Here is a 21,195-nt window from a genome sequence, read left to right on the forward strand (position 1 = left end):
AATCGTTTTACTTCGAAACAGGCAGCCACTGGACGGCATCGATAATCACATAACCATCGGCATCCGAATTTGTTACTTCCAAGACTGCTGGCTGATCCGGGGTGAACTCATATTCCCCCAGAGAAATGAAAACGCCGTCTAACGGAGGTAACTTTTTCTGGTTGATCGTGTGAGCGGCTTTGCCGTTCGCATGCTGCAGTTCCAGTTTGACCTTCGAACTGCGATTGGAATTCGGCGTATACGCATAGCGAACTTCGTAGCGTCCCGCCTGGGGCACTTTTGTTTCGAACCGGGCAACTGCTTTACCATCGTGCGTATTCGATTCGTGGCTGTAACTGGCACCAATATATTTTTTGGAGGACCGGCTGCTCACCCAGTCGCCTTTCAGTTTGGCCTGTGAATCGTCAACCACGATACCTTTCAGTGTTTTCGGGTTCACACCATTCTTTCCATATTTTGCTTCGGGAGGTGCTTCCAGGATCTGCCCTTCTTTTAAAAGCTGTTTTTTGAGGACTTCATAAGGAACGTCCTGCACATCCAGCTTTTGATCCAAGGCAATGCCGGCAGCTGTCGCTGCGGAGTGTCCCAGAATCATGAATACCGGCTCCATCCGGATCGAACCGAAGGCGATATGCGAACTGGAAACACAGACCGGAACAAGCAGATTGCCGCATTCCCCTTTCTTGGGAACCAGACTGCCATAGGCAATTTCGTAAGGTCCATGAGTGGAAACGCCGATGTCGCCTTCATTCTGTACATATCCTTCCGGCGTGACGTAGCGCTGCACATTGTGCGAGTCCATCGTATAGGAGCCCATGCCAACGGAATCGGGAGTCGGCCGTTTTTTGAGTAGTTCGTTCTCGGTCATCACATACTGTCCCACCATCCGCCGGGCTTCGCGAATATACAGCTGATGCGGCCAGTTTCCGTTGTCCTTGAATTCATCGCCGGCCAGTCCCCACTCACGCATTTTCTTCTGCACTTCTTTGGGAACGCGCGGATCGTTGGCAATAAAGTACAACCAACCCTGCTGATAGGTTTCGTGCTCTTTGATGATTTCCTTGCGTCGCTCGTAGGAGGCTTCGGGATAATCATAGTTATAGCCGATGTTATCGGTGCTCATCGGGCCGTGATTGTTCGTATCCGTTTTGAAATTGGGAATCGGATCAAACTTCGCAAAGGTCTGACGCCAGCCGGCCTGGTAGACACGCAGCAACAATTCGTACTGATCGGCATCGTAGCCATCCGGTTTGGGAAACGGCACGCGGTTTTCAGGGTGGTTCGTCAAACACATCCGGAAACAATAAGCCTGAATTTTATCATCGCCTGCCCCATATTTTCCGGGATTGGCTCCACTGATGCGAGGCAGCAAACCACTGGTAGGATCGCCGGGCACGCGATAGGGGCTGATTTTCTCTTTGACTGCATTCGGTCCAAAATGATGTCGGTGATGCAACACACCAACCTGCACGCCATTCCATTCTTCACCATAAACACTGTTCGCTTCGCGACCGACATGATAACTCACGTCGGCAGCCGCCAGCAGATCGCCTTCATAGGTCGCGTCGATAAACATCCGCCCGGCATATGTTTTGCCGCTGAGCGTGGTAATTGAAGCGATGTTCTTACCCGACTTTATCACGCCCTGCTTGCGATCCAGCCATTCATTGCGATGTACGGGGATCTTGTATTCACTAACGAAATCATCAAAGACCTGCTCGGCGACATGCGGCTCAAAGATCCACATTGTACGCTGCTTGCCGTCAATCGCAGCTGTTCCCTGTCCTTTATCGCCGTAAGCAGAGCGCTTCTGCCACTTCCAGGCATCGGGTTTCTGGTAATGCTTCCAGACTCGATGATAAAACTCGCGTGCCAGACCACCAATGACGGCTTTATTTCCCGTATCCGTCCAGCCCAAGCCCCCACTCGATAAACCACCCAGATGTTGATCGGGACAGACAATCACAACGGACTTCCCCAGTCGTTTCGCCTGCACGGCTGCCGTCACTGCTGCTGAGGTGCCTCCATAAATCACTAAATCATAGGCTTCTGAATGAGAATTGTCTTCAGCATGAACTGCCTGTACTGTCACAGTCACGGCCAGACAAAAAGTAAATAATTGACGTAGCAAACTCATAAGTCGTATTTCTCCAGGATGTATTTCTTAACATGACGTCTTCACGTCTTCTGACTCCAAATTTTTGAGCATTCATTCTACAGCAGAACCAGTCTAATACAAAGTAAGAACCGGTTCAGATTGAAGTGACATTTTATGAACGCTGCTTAATAATGTTTATTTATGGAATAGACCACTGATACTGATTTCCGCTCTTGGGGCGGTATGTTGCTCAAACGGATGGGAGATGGTTTAATAACCGCCTCTGACTCGGCATTGATTCATCAGGTACCAGAAAAAAGCATAACCAGACGGATTTCAAGTGACAGAAGAACTCACCGCCTATCATGAAGCGGGGCATGTATTAATGGCAGTCCGGGTGGGCGCCCGCGTGCATTCGGTCACCATCGATCCGGACTGGGATGATGGACCGGAACGGTTTGGGGATGCACAAATTTCCTGGCCGGAGGGCGTGTTCGATGAAAAAACATTTTTGGAAAAAACGATCCTCGTTTCTCTGGCCGGCCCGGTGGCGGAAATGATTCATACGGGCGATCCATTTCACCCGGCTCTGGTGGGCGAATGGTCGGGCGACTGGCAGCAGGCACTCCGCGCCGCGTCGATCCTCGTTTCTCAGCGACAGCCCCGATTACAATACCTGGAACAAAAAACAATCGAGCTGTATCATCTGTTCCGAACCGACGCATACTGGTGTGCGATTGGAGAACTGGTTGATCAGTTGCTGGCGCATGAAACGCTCGAAGAAGAGATGATCAACGAGATTGTCTCTACCTGGATCTAAGCTTACCTTCTACGCAACCGGCTTGTTTTGCTTATTGAGCATCCCGAATCGTTTTCAATAAACGCTCGTGTTTGTCTGCTCTTGCTGGTTTGTGATCTGGTATTTGGGAGACGCCCTGCAAATGCGCGAGGTAATCGGGCGGAAAGCCGTGAAAAAGTGCCCCCTGGAACACGAGCTCATGATACCAGTCAAAGGGTTTCAGACTCGGATCGATAAAATCCGACATGGCCTGGTAAGTATAAACCGGGAGTACCTGTTTCTGTCTGGTTATGACTCTGGTCTCCAGAATCTGGTAGCCCGCTCCCAGTGATTCATGCTGATCGAGAATTATTTTTTGCTCGCTTGAGATTTGATAAACTACACCCCAGACTCCGGTCGCGCTTGTTTTCCCAAAGACAATGTCACATTTGCCGGAACAATCTAATCCCTTTTTATGAAAGCAAAGCGCAGCACTCTCCAGGAACGCGACCTCTGCAATTACACACCCCCCAATGCGTGACTCCAGTCGGGCAGGATGGAGATTTGAACCATACGCAAAATAGTTCTTCAGTTCTGACATTGTTGTTGCTCTTTCTCCTCAGGCATACGGCAGTCGCTTGCACTAATCTGACAGTCGATTGCAGGGATTTCACTCTACAACAATCATCCGCTCTACTGCCATACCCTGATACGATGCGCATCACTCTAAGTAGTATCCCTTAGGGTCATTGTTTGTCAAAAGATGAGGAGGGGAATCCTCTTCCAACCAACGTTATGTCATGAGTAATTCCAGTAATCATTCCAATTGTTAGATCAGACTGATTTTACTTTTTTTTCGTCAATGATACCCCTCAAACATCAGAGTTCTCCTGATATACAGACCCTCACACTTCCTTTCAAAACCAATGTCATCTGCAGTATTTGCCTTTTTTTAAGATGATTTCATTTTGGTCTACTTCTGCCCCAGTCAAAAACAGAAATTAAAACCAAACGCTCCTTGTATTGTAAGGCGATACTTCTTGGTGAGACAACACTGTTTATTTTGGAAGCCTCTTTATGCCATTTAACCAATCACATGAAATACAAACTGAGAATAGTAAATATCCGGTCTTAATCTGGGCATCAGGATTCGACCAGAGTCACGATTTTTTTAATCAGGCCTGGCTCGATTTTACCGGCAGTGACGTGCAGCAAAATATCAATACCGGCTGGTTCCAGTTTATCCATCCCGATGATTTGCCTCTGTTTCAGTTGACGTATGAGAGAGCACAGACAGCACAACAATCGTTTCAAATCGAATTCCGTCTGAAAAAGCACGATGGCACCTACCGCTGGATGCAATGTAGTGCTGTTCCGCGTCCTGATCTCAGTGGAGAATTTTCCGGACACATCGCCACAAATACCGACATCCACGATCAACTGGTCGAAAAAACAGAGCAAATCACGTACGAAGAAAACTACGAGCTGTTTTTGAACTGCATCACGGAAGGCATCTGGGACTGGATTGACGTCAACTCGGACGAACAATGGTGGTCACCACACTTTTATGAGCTTCTGGGTTACTGTGATCAGGAAATTGAAGCCAGCTTCAGCACCTTCAAACGTTTACTCCATTCTGATGACCTGGAGGGCACATTACACTCACTCAATCAAGCCCTGGAAAACGAGATCCCATTTGACATCAAATTTCGTTTCCGAGTCAAAGGAGGCGAGTATCACTGGTTTCGCAGCACTGCTAAAATCATCCGCGATCCAAGTGGCAATGCAGTCCGAATGACCGGCTCAATTTCAGATATCCATCGCCAGGTCCTCGCAGAAGAAGAATTGAAAGAAACGCGTAGATTAGCCGAACAGGCACAACTGGAAAAAGATACCTTTCTGGCGTTGATGAGCCAGGAAGTCCGCACACCTCTTTCAGCCATTCTGGGATTTTCCGAAATCCTATGCGAATCCAGCGATGACCCGGACACTCAAACGGCAGCGGAGACGATTCACACCAATGGCCAAAGCTTGTTAGATACAATTAATGACTTCCTGGCGCTTTCCCAGATTGAGGAAGGCCTGCTGGATATTCAATTGCTCGATTGCTGTCCGGTAACCGTAATCGAAAACGTCCAAGTGCAAATGGCGAAAAAAGCAGAAATGAAGGATCTGAAATTTGAGGTGCAATATGAAACGGAAATCCCGGAAACCATCAAATCTGATCCTATTCGGCTGAAGCAAATTCTCACAACCGTGATTGGCACCGCAATTAAACTCACCCAAAGGGGCAGTGTGAAACTCGGCGTCCAGACAACCTCTCTGGAGAATGGCACCCACCAACTGACATTCTCAGTCAGAAATACCGGAACCGAACTTTCTATCGAACAATTCAGCGATCTGTTCACTCCCTATCGTCTTACGGATAAGTTGATGACACATCCGGTAAGTGGTCTGGGACTGGGACTGGCTGTCAGTAAACATCTAACCGAAATGCTTGGAGGCCAGATCCAGGTCAAAGGGCAGGATGCCTTCAACACAACTGTTGAATTCACGATCGCGGCGGGAGATATCAGTGAAGTCAAAATGGAAAAAGTTTCCGCATCGAAACGACTTGAGGAAATTAAGACCTACAAAGCTTCTCACGATTTTCTCAAACAGGATTGTCACATTCTGCTCGTGGAAGATGGTATCTACAATCAGCGTTTGATCAACTTCCTGCTCACGAAAGCAGGCGCAGAAATCACGATTGTCGAAAATGGTCAGCAGGCGATTGACGAATTACAGAAAAGCCAGGAGATTGGAGATCCAATCGGGGAGCCCTATGACCTGATTCTGATGGACATTCAAATGCCCGTACTGGATGGATATTCTACAACACGCAAGATTCGTGCCTTAGGATATACGAAACCAATTATCGCACTCACGATCCATGCGATGGACAGCGACCGCCAGAAATGCTTCGACGCAGGTTGTGATGAATACATGAGCAAGCCGCTTGAGCGAAAAAAATTGATCAGCATCATCAATTCGTTTCTAAAAAAACCACGAAACCAGAATCTGGTGGCAAAATAGTTTCGATTCCCTGCTAAGACAGATTCGGATCGCCAGACTAGTCGTACAGAAACTTTTCACTCTGCTTTCATTCTGCTAAGATCATCTTTTCAACGATTTAGATGAAAGATCGTCTTACAGGAGTGTTCAAAGCGTGAGTGACAGCCCGAATCCCGATCCCCTGCCCGGCCCGTTTCAGATTCCTGCAGCCTGGAAAGGTGCCGAACTGTTTCAGAGTCCGGACTGGTCAATCAACCTGAAGCAGCAACACCTGCAGGATCTGCAGGAAGCACTTCAGGAAATTTCGACGAAAGAGCTGAGCCTGGAGCAGATAACCGCTGATCGATTCCCACTTCCACACCTGGGACCGGAATTAAAGCAAATCCAAAGTCAGCTCGAACAGGGCTCCGGGGCCTGTCAGCTCAAACGAATCCCCGTCGAAGAATATTCACCCCAGGAATTGGAACTGCTGTTCTGGTTGATTTCGGTCCATCTCGGAACTCCCGTTTCCCAGAGTGCAACCGGTGAAAAACTCTTTCACGTTCGCGATGAAGGTTATCAGGTCGGACAGGCACAAGCCCGCGGGCCAAATACCCGTAAACGGCTCAGTTTTCATACCGACCGTTGTGATGTAATCGGATTCCTCTGCATCCAACAGGCGATTTCCGGCGGCGATAATCAGCTGGTCAGTTCCGTCGCCCTCTTCAATGCAATGCGAGATCGCTGGCCTCTGTTGACCCAGGTTCTGATGCAGCCCTTTTATTATCTGCGGCACAATGTGGATCAGGGAAATGCCAAACCGTTCTGCCAGCAACCTGTCTTTTCTGTTCAGGACGGTCATTTTGCAGGCAGCTTCCTGCGTGTCTTGATCGAACGTGCCTACGCGTCTCCAGATCTACCTGAGATGACTCCCCTGCAAAAAGAGGCGATGGATCAACTGGAAGCACTGGCGGAATCGCAGGAATTCAGTGTGACCTTTCGGCAGGAACCGGGCGACTTACTCTTTCTCAATAACTGGGTCACATTTCATCGGCGGGATGACTTCGAAGATTCCGAGGAAGCCAGTTTAAAACGACATCTGCTGCGGGCGTGGTTGTCTGTTCCCAACAGTCGCCCTCTGGCCCCGCTCTTTGCAGATAATTATGGGAACACGGCTGCGGGCGCAATACGTGGCGGCATGCAGCCCGCCCGTTGAACCGAGATCAACGGTTGTGCGACATGGGGCATTCACCTCAAATCTTCTCTGGTGAAATCGATCTTGTTCCCAAACCGGTTTCAGCTAGAATTGGCGTCTCAGATCTCCATTCACTCCACCAGTTCAGATCTTCGATTTCATGATCCGTAATTCGCAGCCGCAAAAAAAACTCTCGAAAGATACAGATGCCCCAGGCCTGACTCTCGAGCGGATAGCCTTTGATGAGATTCATCCTGCGTTTCTGGATACACTGGATGAGACGGCCGTTCCCACAGTGACCGGATTCAAAAAAGTGGTTTATCTTGGCCTGGCGGGACTGTTCTTCGTTCTGGGAGTTCTTGGCGTAGCATTGCCCGTACTGCCAACGACACCGTTTCTGTTGTTAACCAGTTTTTTTCTGATCAGAACCTCTCCCCGCCTGAATCAGGCCTTATTACGTTCTCCCGTGCTTGGCCAAGTTTTAAAAGACTGGCAACAGGCAGGTGGTGTAAGAATGAGTGTCAAAATTCAGGCGATCACAATCGTCGTCCTGATCATTACGGCGACACTGATTTTCTCTCCGCTCTCGGTGTTTCTCAAGATCATACTGGTGCTGCTCGCCAGTATCGGTATTCTAGTCATCACGCGGCTGCCACACTTGCCTTGATCGCAATAGGCTCATAAAACAAGTTTCCATTCCGAGACGGTCTCTTTTTACTTCGGAATTGACTTTTGCATACTCAAATTGATTCCTTGCGAAATCAGGTGCATCCTCTGTCGGCATTGACTAGAATAAACCTCAAAGACTGATCACCTGATTTGAATTTCACAACAAGGAGTCCCTCATATGCAACGACGAGAATTTCTGAAAAGCAGTGTTATCGCTGGTAGTACCGCCGTATTAGCGGGAACAGCGGCGCAAGCGGCTGGAGTCGAAAAAAGTAAATCGTTCCAACTCAAATATGCACCGCATTTCGGCATGTTTAAAAATGCCGCCGGCAATGATCCCATCGACCAGCTCAATTTCGCCGCCGACCAGGGCTTTACCGCCTGGGAAGACAATGGCATGAAAAAGAAGCCTAAGGAACTGCAGCAGAAAATTGCTGATACGATGGAAAAACGCAACATGCAAATGGGCGTGTTTGTGGCTCATGGCTCCATTGGTAAAACCACCTTCGTCCGCAAAGACAAAGATGTCTGGAACTCAGTTCTGAAAGACATTCAGGATTCAGTGGAAGTCGCCAAACGCGTGAACGCGAAATGGATGACGGTCGTTCCCGGAAATGTGGATGAAAACCCGCGCAGCCGACTGGCAGAAGGTTATCAGACAGCCAATGTCATCGAACTGCTCAGACGCTGTGCCGAGATTTTTGAACCACACGGCATGGTCATGGTTTTAGAGCCACTCAACTGGTACGCCAACCACGGCGGAACCTTTTTACAAGGCTCTCCCCAGGCATATGCCATCTGCAAAGCCGTTAACAGCCCGGCCTGTAAGATCCTGTTTGATATTTATCATCAGCAGATCACCGAAGGCAACCTGATTGTCAATATCGACAATTGCTGGGACGAAATTGGTTACTTCCAGTCCGGCGATAATCCAGGACGCAAAGAACCAGGAACCGGTGAAATCAACTACTTGAACGTGTTCAAGCACATTCATTCCAAAGACTTCGATGGTGTGATTGGAATGGAACACGGCAATTCCAAGCCCGGAAAAGAGGGCGACATGGCCGTAATTGAAGCGTACAGAGAGGTCGACCAGTTTTAATATGACAGACAAAAAAGCAAAAAACGTACTAGGCACTGAGCTTGAAGTCTGTTCGCTGGAACCAGTGACCGGGTTCTATCGGGATGGGTGCTGCAATACCGGCGGGTCCGATATGGGCCTGCATACGGTTTGTACTCAAGTCACAGAGGAATTCCTGGAATTCTCTAAAGAACGCGGCAACGATTTAAGTACGCCGCATCCTCTGTTTGATTTCCCCGGCCTGAAACCCGGCGATCGCTGGTGCCTGTGTGTCGAGCGCTGGAAAGAAGCGTTGGAAGCAGGGATGGCGCCGCGTGTGAAACTGGAATCCTGTCACATTTCGACTCTTGAATTTGTCGACCTGGAAGACCTGCAGCAATACGCGATTTAACATTCTTAGTTAGCGAAAAAAGAAAAACACGGAGCCACGTCTTTCGCGGCTCCGTGTTTTTTTGTGATGGTCGTTTTCACTCATCTTCCGCTGATTATTTTGCTTTCAGCATGAAAATTTCACTGAAGGAAGACGACAGAAACATTTCACCGTTCGGACCTTCACCGAAGGTCATCACAGGAATGCTGGGGGATTCAATCACGTGGTTGGCGGTGACTTTCTTATTCTCGACATCATACTTTAAAGCCCAGAATTTTCCGGAAACATAGTCGCCATAAATGTAAGACCCCACGATGACCGGAATCGTTTTGCCACGATATACTGACCCGCCGGTAATCGACTTGCCGACATTGTGATCATACTCCCAGATGGGTTCAATTAAATGCTCGCGGGCTTCGACGCCGTTCGGACCGAAAGGATGTTTTCCTTCCCGTACTGACCAGCCATAGTTTCCGCCTTTGACGACGATGTCGATTTCTTCCCAGATGCCCTGCCCGACTTCACCGGCCCACAACAGGCCGGTTTTGGAATCGAAGGCGATTCGCCAGGGATTGCGGAATCCATAAGCCCAGATTTCTTTACGGGCCGTTTTGATTTCAGCGCTTTTCCCTTCCACGAACGGGTTGTCCTTGGGAATGGCATAGTTCAATCCCGGATCTTTATGATCGACATCAATCCGACAAACTGTTCCCAAAACCGTAGTCAAATTTTGACCATTCTTAAACACATCGTTTCCACCTCCCCCATCACCAAAGGCAATGTAGAGTTTTCCATCTTTGCCAAATGCCAGCGTTCCGCCGTTATGGTTCCAGGCAGGCTGTTTGACACGCATCAGAACTTCTTCCGAATCAGCGAGTGCTTTGTTCGGATTATCCTTTGACACGCGAAAGCGGGAAATGATCGACGTATTCTGAGGCTTATCCGCCGTACTGTAATATATAAAGAACTCGCCGTTCTGTTTATAATTTGGATGAAACGCAAATCCCAACAGGCCCTCTTCGTTCTGTTTATCGTTGTAGACCACCCGGTCAGAGATATCGAGGAACAGTTTGCCTTCTTCCAGATCTTCATCATCAGGAGTATTAGGAACTGCGTAGATTTTTCCTTTTTGCGATGCGATAAACAGCTGGTCTGAACCATCGCCCGCATGCGTAATCACAATTGGACGATCAATTTTCAGATAAGGAAATACTTTGACAATTTTCACCGGTGCCGGCGACGTATCGACTTTGTCTGCAGCCGATAATTGCTGGGTGACGGCAAGCAATACGATGGACAACAGCAAGGGGATCGTTTTCATAAGATGTCTTCTTTGCAAGGGATTGATTTTACGGGTGGGAAAAACAGTAAGCGTTAATCACAAGAATAGAGAAAACCGCCTGTCAACGCTACTGACCGAACAGTCAACTTTGATGCGTCTTTCAGAAAAACCGACTCATTTTTTCAGAATCAAAACAGGCCGACACCAGTCGACCAGATCCTGGATATCAGCATTCTTTCCGAACTCAACTTTCAATACCAGTTCACGGGCACCGCTGAGATCAATGCGTGGCACAGTGGTCGCGGACATCTGTTTTGTTCCCCGGACCGTCTGCTGATAAACAACACGCTGATCGACGAGGACGGAGACGTCCACATTTCCGTTGCCATTTGTGGAATCATCAATTCCGACTTCTGTCTGAAACGCTTTGTATTTTCCATCCAGTGCATAGTGTAATTCCGCGGCGCTATGTACTCCCAGTCCGGTGGCATACTCTCTGTCTCCCACACGCAAGGGACCTGCGACCACATTGCGATTACGACGCCAGCCCCACTGTTGGTTGAAATACGGCGTAAATTGATATTCGCTCGGCTCAAGTTGCGCTAGAGGAACGACCAGTCCTCCTAATGGCGTAATGGAAACAACTTGATCCAGCTTACATTTTAACTCTGCACCAAATAAGGTTTTCGCAGCAATCATACTCTTGTTCAAGACCAGGGAAGATACACTCAAACGCGTACCATCAGTTAGCTCAATTCGATATCGTAACTCGTTCGGCTGCGGAAAATTGATGAGCTCCGGATTAAAACAGAAATAGGCAATTCCGGATCGAGGGACTGCCGTTTCGCCGGCATTCGAATCAAAACGAAATGTGCGCGCATCAAATCCTAGAAATTCCCCTTCCAGAAAATCCCCGTTTTTCAAATAAAACAGATCTGATTTTTTTTTGAGCTGAGCAATTTTTCGAATTAATTGTACCTGAGATTTTTGAAACGCGGGCCATTGAAAAAAAACCGCCTGAATCGTTTCCAGGGGAATTTTCCATTTATCCACTTCCGGACAGGAATTCAGACGCACAAGTATAGATTCCTCTTCCGAGTACAAGATCTCGGCATGAATGCGATCATCGTTCGCCAGAATGACAAGTCCTCCCCGAGGCGAATTGGCTTGCGGTTTCCCCAGCGTAACCCGGATGACCTCAGCAGCGGGAACGGTATGAATTGCAGTTTCTGTCTGGAACTGAAATTGATTCTGGTCGATTTGCAACAACGTCCCCTGTAGAACCGTACCATTTGTCTGTTCAAGAACTTCGGCAGCGACGAAACGATCCATACCGCAGAACAGGAAGCAGATCAGAAACAGTTGGAAAGACAAACGCATTACACACCGCACGATGAAGATACAAAGGAATCGAAGAAACTCAGCGCTGAAAGATGGGGATATTATTTCGAGGGATCTGCAAAACAATACAAGACATGGCAGTACTGTATTCAACACAGTTTGCACTGCCCGGTCTCCAACTGCCACTTGTCATCTGACCGGCGACCAGTTCTTCCCGGATTGCGGTATACCAGTCATCCCAATACCCGGCACCAGCCTGCCACATTGCCTGAACAGCATAATATTGGCCATAGTAGTAATGGCTGCCCCTGAAATATCGTTGATTGGGAAGATGCCGCATTAAATAACCGAGCCCGTTTTGGATTTCCGCACCTTCATAAATCCCGGCGCTATATAAGGCGACAACACCTGCGGCGGATCGGGGAAATTCGCTCTCTGCCTGATGCACTAACTGGTACCGAAAACCGCCATCTGGATTCTGACTCTCCTTGACGTATTTTGTACAGCGATCGATGACTTCTTTAGAGATAAAGATACCACAGTTTCGTGCTGCCCTGAGCGCCATGATCTGACAAACCGTCACTGAAAGATCCGCGTCTTTACTCTCCGGGGTATACCGCCAGCCCCCTTTCGCGTTTTGCGATTTGACAATCAGTTCGACAGCTTTCTCAAGTTTGATGCGTACATCCTTTCTGTGCGTCATCCCATACACCTCTGCCAGAAACAGAGTCGCAAAACCATGTCCATACATCGGTCCGTGTGAAATACTGTCAGGCGAAATGATATATCCCGAGGGCTTACACGAAGCGAGAATGAAATCCACCGCCTTTTGCACCTGCCCGCCATATTTGCCTCTGCCGGGTGTACTCCCCTCGGCCAGAAATGCCATTCCACACAAAGCCGTCACTGCCACATTATTTTTAAAGGTGGAACCAGATCCAAACGAACCATCGGGGTGCTGGCGTTCTGCCAGAAATTTCAAGCCACGATTGACGGCATTCCGTGTGGGGGGCGTATAGTATTTCTTACCCTGCGCATCGACGGAACGATTGACTTCGACCTGGGCCAGCACAGGTCTGACGCCGAGAGTGAAAGCCAGACTCAAAAGCAGTAGTATTCCCCGCGGAAAAAGATGAGATACGGGAATCAGTTTTGCCACGGAGCATCGATATCTCAAGATAGCCACTTGCCCTGAACAGAGTTGAATGCGTTTCTTTCCGAATTTCATTGTACGCAAAGAGAAACGAATGAAAAGCAGAAGCAGAGAAAAACAGCGTCTGAACACACGATTAAGGACGGATCACTTCAGGATATTTTGAGTTGCCGCCTGACAATTTGGGAATCCGATGTAAGGTCTGACCCGGTCGAGGCTGTACAAAAGGGCGACTCAGTAAAGACTGCTCAATCGCTAGTCGAGACTCGGTACGTTGCGTTCCGAATTCGCGCGGTCGGACAACACCAGGTCCCAGAGCACTGGAGGGAAGCGGATCTTCCAGTTCCATCATCTTTTTTTCTTCCATTTTCTGGCTCCGCGTCATCCCTTGGCGTCCCGAAAAAACACGCGGAATCCGCGTATTATAAGCATTAAAACACCCGGAACAGACGGGTATTAAGAATGCAATCAGGAACAATTGAAACAGACGGTTCATGAAAATGTCAGACTCGGAAAAAAATAGCTGGTACCATCTTAGAAGAAGATCGGGCCAGGACGGGCTCTGTAAAGGGGGTGGGACTATAGCAAATTCATCAGACAGCGCACAGATTGATTTTTCAGCCGCCCAATCAGCAAAGAACGCTCTAAACTGCTCGTATTTCAAGGCTTAGGACGGTACAATCCAATCCAACCTTACCGAGATCAGGAAAACCCGGTTTTTCAGAGGGTATCGCTGTCCTGACGCTGGAACAAAAGCGGTTTTCGGAATAGCATCCTCAGTATCGGAGACCATTCCTTTCGCCACACGGAAATTGAAAATTAAGGATTAATTCTGCTCTTATGTCAACTCCCCCCAAAGTTTGTGTGTTACGCGCCCCTGGAACCAATTGTGATATTGAGACGGCACATGCATTTGATCTCTGTGGAGCCGAGTCAACCAGGATTCATCTCCTCAAACTGCTGGAAAACCCCAGTCAGCTTGATGAGTATCAGATTCTCTGCCTGCCCGGCGGGTTCAGCTATGGGGACGACGTAGGCGCCGGGGTGATTTTCGCCAGCCATCTGCAGGGACAACTGGCTGACGTTATTGGCAACTTCCTGGCAGCCGACAAACTGGTGCTGGGGATCTGTAACGGCTTTCAGGTGTTGCTCAAAGCAGGAATTCTACCCGGCGGTGCTGCAGACTGGCCTCCCAAACCGGATCAAGACCGCAATGCCACATTGACCTGGAACACGAACGGTAAATACACATCCCTGTGGGTCAACCTGGGAGTACTGGCACCGCAGAATGTCTTTTTGAAAGACATCGACCAGATTGAACTTCCCATCGCACACGCGGAAGGCCGCATTGCCGTCAGCGACGATTCGATGATCACCGGCTGGCAGGAAAATCAACAAATCGCCATGTGCTATCGCGAAGCAGGTGACTCGGAAACCGTCCTGCAGGAAGACATCCTGCCTTACCCCGTGAATCCAAACGGCTCGGCTTATAACATCGCCGCCTTGAGTGATTCTTCGGGACGCGTATTGGGGCTGATGCCTCACCCGGAACGTTTTCTGTTCGCCACACAGCATCCACAATGGACGCGTCTGGGACTGGAAGGCGAAGGAGCCGGCATGCAACTCTTCCGCAATGCTGTCAACTATTTCGAGTAAGCTGCGGTCACGTTCACTTTAATTCGATAGCTTCAGCAGCAGGTCATCATCGACCAGCTCCCCTTTGGGAAGTTCCTTGATCGCCTGTAACACGCGCTGCACAATTTTTTCGTTCGGCTCTCTGCCCAGTTCGTGCAGCCGATGCAGGATGGCTTTCTTGCCGCTGTGTCGCCCCAGAACCAGTTTGATTCCGCTCTCACCAACTGTTTCCGGGCGATAAGGCAAATAGGTATCCGGGTTCTTGAGCAGTCCGTCCTGATGAATGCCCGCTTCGGTCGCGAAGATATTGCTGCCGGAAACCGGTTTCATGGGAGAAAGCGGAATGCCCGTCAATTCTGAAACCAGCTTGCAGAGCGGTGCTAATTTCGAAACATCTAGATGATGCGGCCGTTCATACTCGTCCTGATGCAGATGTAGCACCATCGCCACCTCTTCCAGCGCGGCATTCCCGGCCCGTTCGCCGATCCCATTCACCGTGCACTGTACCACGTTTGCCCCGGCGTCAATACAAGCGAGAGTGTTTGCAACCGCTAGACCAAGATCATTATGAAAATGCACCGCCAGTAAGACATTCTCAATGCCCGGCACCTGATCCTGTATCTGACAAATGAATTCCTGTGCTTTGTAGGGTGTCAAAATACCGACTGTATCCGGAAAGCCAATCGTCGTTGCTCCCGCAGCGATCGCTTCTCGATACACTTCACACAGAAAATCAACTTCGGTGCGGCTCGCGTCTTCCGGGCTGAATGCAACGATGTCAAACTTCTCCGCCGCATACTGAATGCTGTCGACAATCAGCTTTAAGACTTCCGTTTTATTTTTCTCCAGTTTGAACTGGCGATGCAACGGGCTGGTCCCACAAAACAGACTGACCCCCCGTTTGTGCGGCGGGTTTCCCGCCAACGCTTCCTCTGCGGCATCCACATCACCCGGCAACGTACGGCACAAAGCTGTCAGCACCGGCTTTTTGATCACGCCCACCATGCTTTGAATGGCATCGATATCCGCCTGCGAGGAAGCGGGAAAACCGGCATCGAGAGAATGCACGCCGGCGGCTTCGAGCGATTTGGCAATCTGCAGTTTTTCGATCGGATCGAGAGTCGCGCCAGGCATCTGCTCGCCGTCGCGCAAGGTCGTGTCGCTGAATAAAACCTTACCCGAACGACGATGATGCCGAATCACCGTACGCTTTACTTTATTCTTAACGTGTTTTTTTGCACCTGAGAAAAACTGAAACATACACCTGTATCCATACAAAAATGGGAATCCGTATTTCCGACTCGAAGATGATTATAGCCAGCGGCTCCATTAGTGATAGCTTTTTTCAGAAGCATTCGTCTGAATTCAACCAGATTCGCTCCCCTTCCCCTCAAAGGTGAAAATAACATTAGCACAAGCCCACCTGGCTTCATTCCCGATCTTTCCACCATGTTAGAACTGGTATAAGATCCTTTGAGATAGTGCCCGAACAAAAGGATTGAGCAGCAATGACCGAATGTCTTTTCCAAAACGTCCCGTCCCATATGTCGCTGATTCTTGGCGTGACCGACGGAAGGATGTGGCATTCACTGGCAGACGTGCTGATCTTGCTGGCCACCGCCATTGTCCTCGGAACGATCGCCGAGCAACTGAGACAGAGCGCCATTCTGGGATATATCGCTGCAGGAACACTGGTCGGCCCTAACTTACTGGGCTGGGTTTCTGACCGTCAAAGCATCTTCGATCTGGCAGAACTGGGGGTGGCCCTACTCCTGTTTGCCATTGGACTCGAATTCTCACTGCCCCGACTCAGGCGTCTGGGACGTATTCCGCTCTTAGCAGGGATTTTCCAGATTCTATTCACACTGCTGGCCGGTTTGGCTGTTTCCATCCTGCTGGGTTTTTCGGTCTCGGAAGCCCTGGCCATCGGTGCCACGATTGCCTTGAGCAGCACTGCCTGTGTAGTCAGAATGCTCAATGATCGGGCCGAACTCGATGCACCACACGGACGGACGGCTCTGGGAATTCTACTGGTTCAGGATATGGCCGTTATCCCACTGATGCTGATTATCACTGCTCTGGTCGGCAAAGGAACCGCTGCCGATATTACAGTTCAACTCTCTGTATCGTTGACCCTCGCAGTTCTTTTTGTGGCCGTATTTTACGGACTGTTCAATTATGTTTTGCCACGTCTGCTGGAATTGTCCTCTCTGCGTCGGAATCGAGATTTTCCGATTCTCCTCGCGATGGTGATGGCCGCCGGCTCTGCCTGGGCTGCTCATCGACTGGGGCTGAGTCCTGCGCTTGGCGCATTCGTTGCCGGTGTTTTACTGGCAATTTCTCCTTTTGCTACTCAAATCCGATCGGATGTCCAACCTCTGAAAACGGTACTCGTCACACTGTTCTTTGCTGCGGTCGGCATGTTTGGTGATCTGAACTGGGTCGTCGACCATCTCGCTCTCGTACTCGCTACCGTTGCAGCGATTGTGTTGGGAAAAATGCTGATCACATTTGGTGTTACCTGGTTTTGTGGGCAACCCTGGCAATTCGCTCTCGGCACAGGACTTTGTCTCGCTCAAGTTGGAGAATTCTCTTTCGTGCTGGCGACGGTAGCACGTGGAACAACGGCCAATCCGGGAATCCTTTCCGAATCCACTTTTCGACTGCTCGTTTCTACTACCATCGCTACTCTGCTTCTGACTCCCTATCTGATTCAACTGGCTCCGGCAGCAGCGAACCTGATTCGGAAATTAGGCCGGCGTAACCAGAACATTGAACCACCACAGCATGCGATCCAGGCAATAGAACTTGAATCCAGCAGCGAAACTGATTCCGATCTAATTCTGATTCTGGGTTTTGGACCGGCCGGTCAACGAGTTGCCGGTGAGCTGCTACAGGTTGGCTTGAAAAAAATTGTCGTCATTGATCTGAATCATGAAAATCTGCAAATTGCGGCACAATACGGCCTGCGTTCTCAGCTGGGAGATGCCACACAAATTGAAGTCCTCGAACATGCGGGTCTCTATCGTTCACGATTAGTCATCACAACACTCCCCAGTACGACCGTCTGCAGACAGATTATCTACTTGGTTCGTCAACTCTCTCCCGGAACAGCCCTGTATGTCAGATGTCGTTACCACCTGCACCACTGGCAACTGCTGGCGGCTGGAGCCGATGTCGTGGTTGACGAAGAAGAGCATGTGGGAGAATGCCTGGCAAAACACGTTCTGGAATCTCCACAGCTTCAATACCTGCTGAAAGCGACACGGAAATCAGATTCGCCCGACGACTCCCACCATTAAATCAAAAAAGCCTCCTTCACAGGGAAGGAGGCTTGGAAAGACTTTTCAGGTCTCAGTTGAGACTTACAGATTCGCAGTGGTAGGAACGACGAATGGCTTGCGATATTCGCGAGTCAATTTCGGATTCGCAGTCGAAGCCATACCACCAGTGAAGGTTTCTTTCTTACCGTCCAGAGACAGTTTGGGGCCCATGCTGACCACAGTGTCATCAGCATCAAGTTTGTTGTTGCTCAGGTGCTGACGGAAGCGGCCCAGGGTTTCCAGAGCTTCGCTATCACCTTTCATTTCACCGGCAACTTCCTTAACCGGCATTGTTTCACCGAGTTCGTAGGAAATATTACCCAGGTGACACAGGGCACTGGAAATGTGACCTTCTTCGATATCCGCATTCAGATCGCTGATTTTGCGGCTGCGAACAGCATCCACAAAGTTCGCGAAGTGATCTGCCGAACCAGAGAACTTCTTGATCAGCTTGCCATCGTTATTAAATGCCGAGGCACTGTTGTAACTGGGAATGACAACATAACCATCGGAGCCGTAGAAGATCACTCCCACTTTAGCACCCCGATAAGGCTCAGTTTCCAGACCACGCACTTCGAATACCAATCGTTTGTCACCAAACTGGTGAATGCTGACCTGAGTATTGGCTACATCACCGGCGTCGGTATAACCCAGACGACCGCCGTAAGCCTGTACGCTCTCGCCAACATTATCTACACCTAAGCCCCAGCGTGCGACATCCATCTGGTGAATGCCCTGGTTACCCAGGTCACCGTTACCAGTTGGTGTCTGCCAGTGCCAGTCGTAATGGAATCGCTGACGGGTCAATGGCCCCATCGGTGCAGGCCCCAGCCAGAGATCATAATCAACGCTGGCAGGCACATCATAGTTGCCTTTAGGACCGATTGATTTACGTCGTTTGTAGCAGGTACCACGAGCCAGTTTGACTTCGCCGATACCACCGGCTTTGATGAATTCAATCGCATCGATCAGACCAGGTTGTGAACGGCACTGTGTTCCGGTCTGGACAATTTTGTTGTACTTGCGAGCCGCTTCCACAATGCGACGGCCTTCGCTCACATTGTGGCTGACGGGCTTTTCACAATAGACATCTTTGCCTGCTTGAATCGCCCAGATCGCACCCAGTGCGTGCCAGTGGTTAGGAGTCGCGATGCTGACGATATCGATTTTCTGATCGTCGAATGCTTTTCGCAGGTCTTTGTAGTAGGCAGGTTTTTTGCCCGTTTTCTTGAAAACATTTCCGACACCTTTGGTCATCCCGACACTTTCATCCGGATCGACAACAGCTACTACTTCTGTATCTTTACGACCAGTGAATGCCCCCAGGTGAGACTGTCCGCGGCCGTTCACACCCAGCAAAGCCACACGCAGTTTTTCGTTCGGGCTGCTCGACTGTTTGTCTGCTGCCGAGAGTTGAGGAACTGAAGCGCCCAAGGCTGCTGCACCAGCGGCAGCAAACATCGATTGTTCAAGGAATTCGCGACGAGATTGTTGAGACATCTTCTTTTTTCTCCTCAATGTAATGTCAGATGGAAGGATTGCACTCTGCACGTTTGGGTGGGGTGGTATCACAGTCATTCAACCAGATGGTGGTGAGATGAATTCTTCATTCCCCCCCCCGTTGCATCAGGACTGTGCCATACGGTTGCTACATCAGTCGTATTTTTTAATTCAGTTAAGCAAAGTCTAACCGATGAAAGTACGAACATTCAAGGTTGAACCTAAAAACCTCGCGCCAAGAGGGTACTTTTCCTCCTGAACCGCGTTCGCTTTCCCCATTAATGAAATCCAGATAACTAGGACTCTCTACGTCAGTTCTTCAGCTGATAATGGTAGAAAACTTTGAATTCCGATCTCTTCGCGACTGGCAAAGGGTTCACCATAAGCCCGCTGAATCGTCCAACCCCAGTAACGCGCGCGGTCTTTAATGTCGTCTAAGACCGTAGGATGTTCAGTAGGCCGGCCCGTAATCATCTGGCTTTCATAACTGCGAATCGCCTGCATTTTCTGGTCGATATGGCCGGAAATGTCGAACACAAAACTCGGTTTCGGATGAATCCTAAGATGGATGCTCCAGAAATAATAGATCTGAGGCGGCCAAAACCGTTCCCCCGGCATGTCCGTCTTACTCAGTTTCGACCAGAATCGAGCCGCGTCGGTCAGATGACTGGCGGAGACATGATCGGGATGCACGTCTTCCCAATAGGGAGCCAGAATCACTTTCGGCCGCTGAGTCCGAAATACAATCGCCAGTTTCCGCCGTGCTTCCAGACTCGATTCCAGACTCCGGTTCGGTAGCTCCAGATTTTCGCGAAAATCCAGATCCAGCACTGCAGTCGCTGCCGCCGTTTCTCGTTTTCGAATCTCCGGGCTTCCATAAGGTGTTGGTTCACCATTGGTTAATTCGATGACTCCGACCCGCAAGCCTTGGGCTTTACACGCCAGAATCGTCCCCCCCATACTGATCTCGGCATCATCCGGATGGGGAGCAACAACAAGTATATCTAAACCAGAATCCACGTGATCTCCTCGATATATGCCGGAATTAAAGCGAAAAACCACCCCGAAAAAAGGGGTAGGCGCAGTTTACCAAATCAGTAAAATGCCGGCTCTCTTCTCTCACAGGGATCTTCATCCCTACTCAAATCTCTCACATCACTACATTGTTGACCATCAATCTTAACAGCTGAGGCGGTTTCTGTCCTCATCTGGAGATGATTGTATGGAGGAACATCTCATGAAATCCTTCGTTTTGACGTGTATCGTCTGTGGTTCGTCTTGTTTTCTCATTTCCGGTTGTGCATCAATCATGGAACCGATCTCAGAATTAAACCGCGAAACCATGCGAGCCTTTAAGCCGAAACCGTTTGACGCCAATTGGGGCGATGAAGAAGAAGTCGACCAGTGGGCTTCCGTGGGTGAAGAAGCCCGCGGCGATCGCCCTAAAGAATCCGAACCCGATCGTTGGTGGTATAAATACGTCATGAGCTCCAAAGCACGCAATATCGAACGGAATCTGGGTATTGAATAAGATCTCGGGGTCCTGATCAGGCATCTCGGGGATGCCTCTCTCGGAAATGCGACATTTTCTTGCATCTGCCCTCGCAGGTAGTTAAGATAAAGGCTGGCGATTGCGCCACTTAAATGAATTTAACTTACCTGCTGATTGTCTCCCTGGCAGTTGGCTACCGTTGGTTTTTAAACTGACGGACTGGTGTCACCAAACCTGATTTCGCA

General features: G+C 49.5%; 18 protein-coding genes. 9 read left to right on the top strand and 9 right to left on the bottom strand.

Going from position 1 to position 21,195, the window contains the following annotated elements:
- Positions 1 to 7: 7 nt before the first annotated feature.
- Entirely contained in the window at positions 8 to 2,137 is a 2,130-nt protein-coding gene (locus tag Pan241w_RS17450; protein WP_145218322.1) for an FAD-dependent oxidoreductase, read from the bottom strand.
- Between the two features lie 301 nt (positions 2,138 to 2,438).
- Here Pan241w_RS17450 and Pan241w_RS17455 point away from each other — a divergent pair, with 301 nt between their 5' ends.
- Entirely contained in the window at positions 2,439 to 2,918 is a 480-nt protein-coding gene (locus Pan241w_RS17455) for a hypothetical protein (RefSeq protein ID WP_145218324.1), read from the top strand.
- Positions 2,919 to 2,949: 31 nt separating this feature from the next.
- Here the strand turns inward: Pan241w_RS17455 and Pan241w_RS17460 are convergent, their stop codons facing one another.
- The gene (locus tag Pan241w_RS17460; protein WP_145218326.1) at positions 2,950 to 3,477 is read right to left on the bottom strand and encodes a gamma-glutamylcyclotransferase family protein; all 528 of its coding nucleotides are present in this window, start codon (positions 3,475 to 3,477) and stop codon (positions 2,950 to 2,952) included.
- Between the two features lie 476 nt (positions 3,478 to 3,953).
- On the opposite strand from Pan241w_RS17460, the gene Pan241w_RS17465 reads away from it, so the two are divergent.
- From Pan241w_RS17465 to Pan241w_RS17485, 5 genes are all read left to right on the top strand, one after another.
- Positions 3,954 to 5,951: a PAS domain-containing sensor histidine kinase gene (locus Pan241w_RS17465; RefSeq protein ID WP_145218327.1), complete on the top strand. Its 1,998-nt coding sequence runs from the start codon at positions 3,954 to 3,956 to the stop codon at positions 5,949 to 5,951.
- 133 nt (positions 5,952 to 6,084) lie between these two features.
- The gene (locus Pan241w_RS17470; protein ID WP_145218330.1) at positions 6,085 to 7,125 is read left to right on the top strand and encodes a TauD/TfdA family dioxygenase; all 1,041 of its coding nucleotides are present in this window, start codon (positions 6,085 to 6,087) and stop codon (positions 7,123 to 7,125) included.
- 139 nt (positions 7,126 to 7,264) lie between these two features.
- Positions 7,265 to 7,771 carry a YbaN family protein gene (locus tag Pan241w_RS17475; protein WP_145218332.1) on the top strand — a complete coding sequence of 169 codons (507 nt, stop codon included), beginning with the start codon at positions 7,265 to 7,267 and terminating at the stop codon, positions 7,769 to 7,771.
- Between the two features lie 180 nt (positions 7,772 to 7,951).
- Positions 7,952 to 8,875: a TIM barrel protein gene (locus Pan241w_RS17480; RefSeq protein ID WP_145218333.1), complete on the top strand. Its 924-nt coding sequence runs from the start codon at positions 7,952 to 7,954 to the stop codon at positions 8,873 to 8,875.
- Position 8,876: 1 nt separating this feature from the next.
- Positions 8,877 to 9,245: a DUF2237 family protein gene (locus Pan241w_RS17485; protein ID WP_145218334.1), complete on the top strand. Its 369-nt coding sequence runs from the start codon at positions 8,877 to 8,879 to the stop codon at positions 9,243 to 9,245.
- A gap of 94 nt (positions 9,246 to 9,339) precedes the next feature.
- On the opposite strand, the gene Pan241w_RS17490 is transcribed toward Pan241w_RS17485, so the two are convergent.
- From Pan241w_RS17490 to Pan241w_RS17505, 4 genes are all read right to left on the bottom strand, one after another.
- The gene (locus Pan241w_RS17490) at positions 9,340 to 10,545 is read right to left on the bottom strand and encodes a PQQ-dependent sugar dehydrogenase (protein ID WP_145218336.1); all 1,206 of its coding nucleotides are present in this window, start codon (positions 10,543 to 10,545) and stop codon (positions 9,340 to 9,342) included.
- A gap of 135 nt (positions 10,546 to 10,680) precedes the next feature.
- Positions 10,681 to 11,886, bottom strand: a complete 1,206-nt coding sequence (locus tag Pan241w_RS17495; protein ID WP_145218338.1) for an NPCBM/NEW2 domain-containing protein — start codon at positions 11,884 to 11,886, stop codon at positions 10,681 to 10,683.
- A gap of 40 nt (positions 11,887 to 11,926) precedes the next feature.
- Positions 11,927 to 13,006, bottom strand: a complete 1,080-nt coding sequence (locus Pan241w_RS17500; protein WP_232107180.1) for a prenyltransferase/squalene oxidase repeat-containing protein — start codon at positions 13,004 to 13,006, stop codon at positions 11,927 to 11,929.
- A gap of 130 nt (positions 13,007 to 13,136) precedes the next feature.
- Positions 13,137 to 13,367 carry a hypothetical protein gene (locus Pan241w_RS17505; RefSeq protein ID WP_145218340.1) on the bottom strand — a complete coding sequence of 77 codons (231 nt, stop codon included), beginning with the start codon at positions 13,365 to 13,367 and terminating at the stop codon, positions 13,137 to 13,139.
- A 473-nt stretch (positions 13,368 to 13,840) separates the two neighbouring features.
- Between Pan241w_RS17505 and Pan241w_RS17510 the strand changes: the two genes are divergently transcribed.
- A complete protein-coding gene (locus Pan241w_RS17510; RefSeq protein ID WP_145218343.1) occupies positions 13,841 to 14,656 on the top strand; it encodes a phosphoribosylformylglycinamidine synthase subunit PurQ in 816 nt (271 codons plus the stop codon).
- An 18-nt stretch (positions 14,657 to 14,674) separates the two neighbouring features.
- On the opposite strand, the gene Pan241w_RS17515 is transcribed toward Pan241w_RS17510, so the two are convergent.
- A complete protein-coding gene (locus Pan241w_RS17515; protein WP_145218345.1) occupies positions 14,675 to 15,895 on the bottom strand; it encodes a homocitrate synthase/isopropylmalate synthase family protein in 1,221 nt (406 codons plus the stop codon).
- Between the two features lie 248 nt (positions 15,896 to 16,143).
- On the opposite strand from Pan241w_RS17515, the gene Pan241w_RS17520 reads away from it, so the two are divergent.
- A complete protein-coding gene (locus Pan241w_RS17520; protein ID WP_145218347.1) occupies positions 16,144 to 17,937 on the top strand; it encodes a cation:proton antiporter in 1,794 nt (597 codons plus the stop codon).
- 63 nt (positions 17,938 to 18,000) lie between these two features.
- On the opposite strand, the gene Pan241w_RS17525 is transcribed toward Pan241w_RS17520, so the two are convergent.
- Both Pan241w_RS17525 and bshB1 read right to left on the bottom strand, forming a co-directional pair.
- Positions 18,001 to 19,458, bottom strand: a complete 1,458-nt coding sequence (locus tag Pan241w_RS17525; protein WP_145218349.1) for a Gfo/Idh/MocA family protein — start codon at positions 19,456 to 19,458, stop codon at positions 18,001 to 18,003.
- A gap of 306 nt (positions 19,459 to 19,764) precedes the next feature.
- On the bottom strand, positions 19,765 to 20,478 hold the full coding sequence (gene bshB1, locus Pan241w_RS17530; protein WP_145218351.1) for a bacillithiol biosynthesis deacetylase BshB1: 714 nt from the start codon (positions 20,476 to 20,478) through the stop codon (positions 19,765 to 19,767).
- A gap of 217 nt (positions 20,479 to 20,695) precedes the next feature.
- Here bshB1 and Pan241w_RS17535 point away from each other — a divergent pair, with 217 nt between their 5' ends.
- Positions 20,696 to 20,989: a hypothetical protein gene (locus Pan241w_RS17535; protein ID WP_145218353.1), complete on the top strand. Its 294-nt coding sequence runs from the start codon at positions 20,696 to 20,698 to the stop codon at positions 20,987 to 20,989.
- The last annotated feature ends 206 nt before the right edge of the window (positions 20,990 to 21,195 follow it).

The organism is Gimesia alba (assembly GCF_007744675.1).
Taxonomy (GTDB): domain Bacteria; phylum Planctomycetota; class Planctomycetia; order Planctomycetales; family Planctomycetaceae; genus Gimesia; species Gimesia alba.

Excerpts from the sequence above, each read along its gene's own strand:
- Pan241w_RS17450 (WP_145218322.1), bottom strand. The coding sequence starts at position 2,137 with ATGAGTTTGCTACGTCAATTATTTACTTTTTGTCTGGCCGTGACTGTG.
- Pan241w_RS17460 (WP_145218326.1), bottom strand. The coding sequence starts at position 3,477 with ATGTCAGAACTGAAGAACTATTTTGCGTATGGTTCAAATCTCCATCCT.
- Pan241w_RS17465 (WP_145218327.1), top strand. The coding sequence starts at position 3,954 with ATGCCATTTAACCAATCACATGAAATACAAACTGAGAATAGTAAATAT.
- Pan241w_RS17475 (WP_145218332.1), top strand. The coding sequence starts at position 7,265 with ATGATCCGTAATTCGCAGCCGCAAAAAAAACTCTCGAAAGATACAGAT.
- Pan241w_RS17480 (WP_145218333.1), top strand. The coding sequence starts at position 7,952 with ATGCAACGACGAGAATTTCTGAAAAGCAGTGTTATCGCTGGTAGTACC.
- Pan241w_RS17485 (WP_145218334.1), top strand. The coding sequence starts at position 8,877 with ATGACAGACAAAAAAGCAAAAAACGTACTAGGCACTGAGCTTGAAGTC.
- Pan241w_RS17490 (WP_145218336.1), bottom strand. The coding sequence starts at position 10,545 with ATGAAAACGATCCCCTTGCTGTTGTCCATCGTATTGCTTGCCGTCACC.
- Pan241w_RS17495 (WP_145218338.1), bottom strand. The coding sequence starts at position 11,886 with ATGCGTTTGTCTTTCCAACTGTTTCTGATCTGCTTCCTGTTCTGCGGT.
- Pan241w_RS17505 (WP_145218340.1), bottom strand. The coding sequence starts at position 13,367 with ATGGAAGAAAAAAAGATGATGGAACTGGAAGATCCGCTTCCCTCCAGT.
- Pan241w_RS17510 (WP_145218343.1), top strand. The coding sequence starts at position 13,841 with ATGTCAACTCCCCCCAAAGTTTGTGTGTTACGCGCCCCTGGAACCAAT.
- Pan241w_RS17515 (WP_145218345.1), bottom strand. The coding sequence starts at position 15,895 with ATGTTTCAGTTTTTCTCAGGTGCAAAAAAACACGTTAAGAATAAAGTA.
- Pan241w_RS17520 (WP_145218347.1), top strand. The coding sequence starts at position 16,144 with ATGACCGAATGTCTTTTCCAAAACGTCCCGTCCCATATGTCGCTGATT.
- Pan241w_RS17525 (WP_145218349.1), bottom strand. The coding sequence starts at position 19,458 with ATGTCTCAACAATCTCGTCGCGAATTCCTTGAACAATCGATGTTTGCT.
- Pan241w_RS17535 (WP_145218353.1), top strand. The coding sequence starts at position 20,696 with ATGAAATCCTTCGTTTTGACGTGTATCGTCTGTGGTTCGTCTTGTTTT.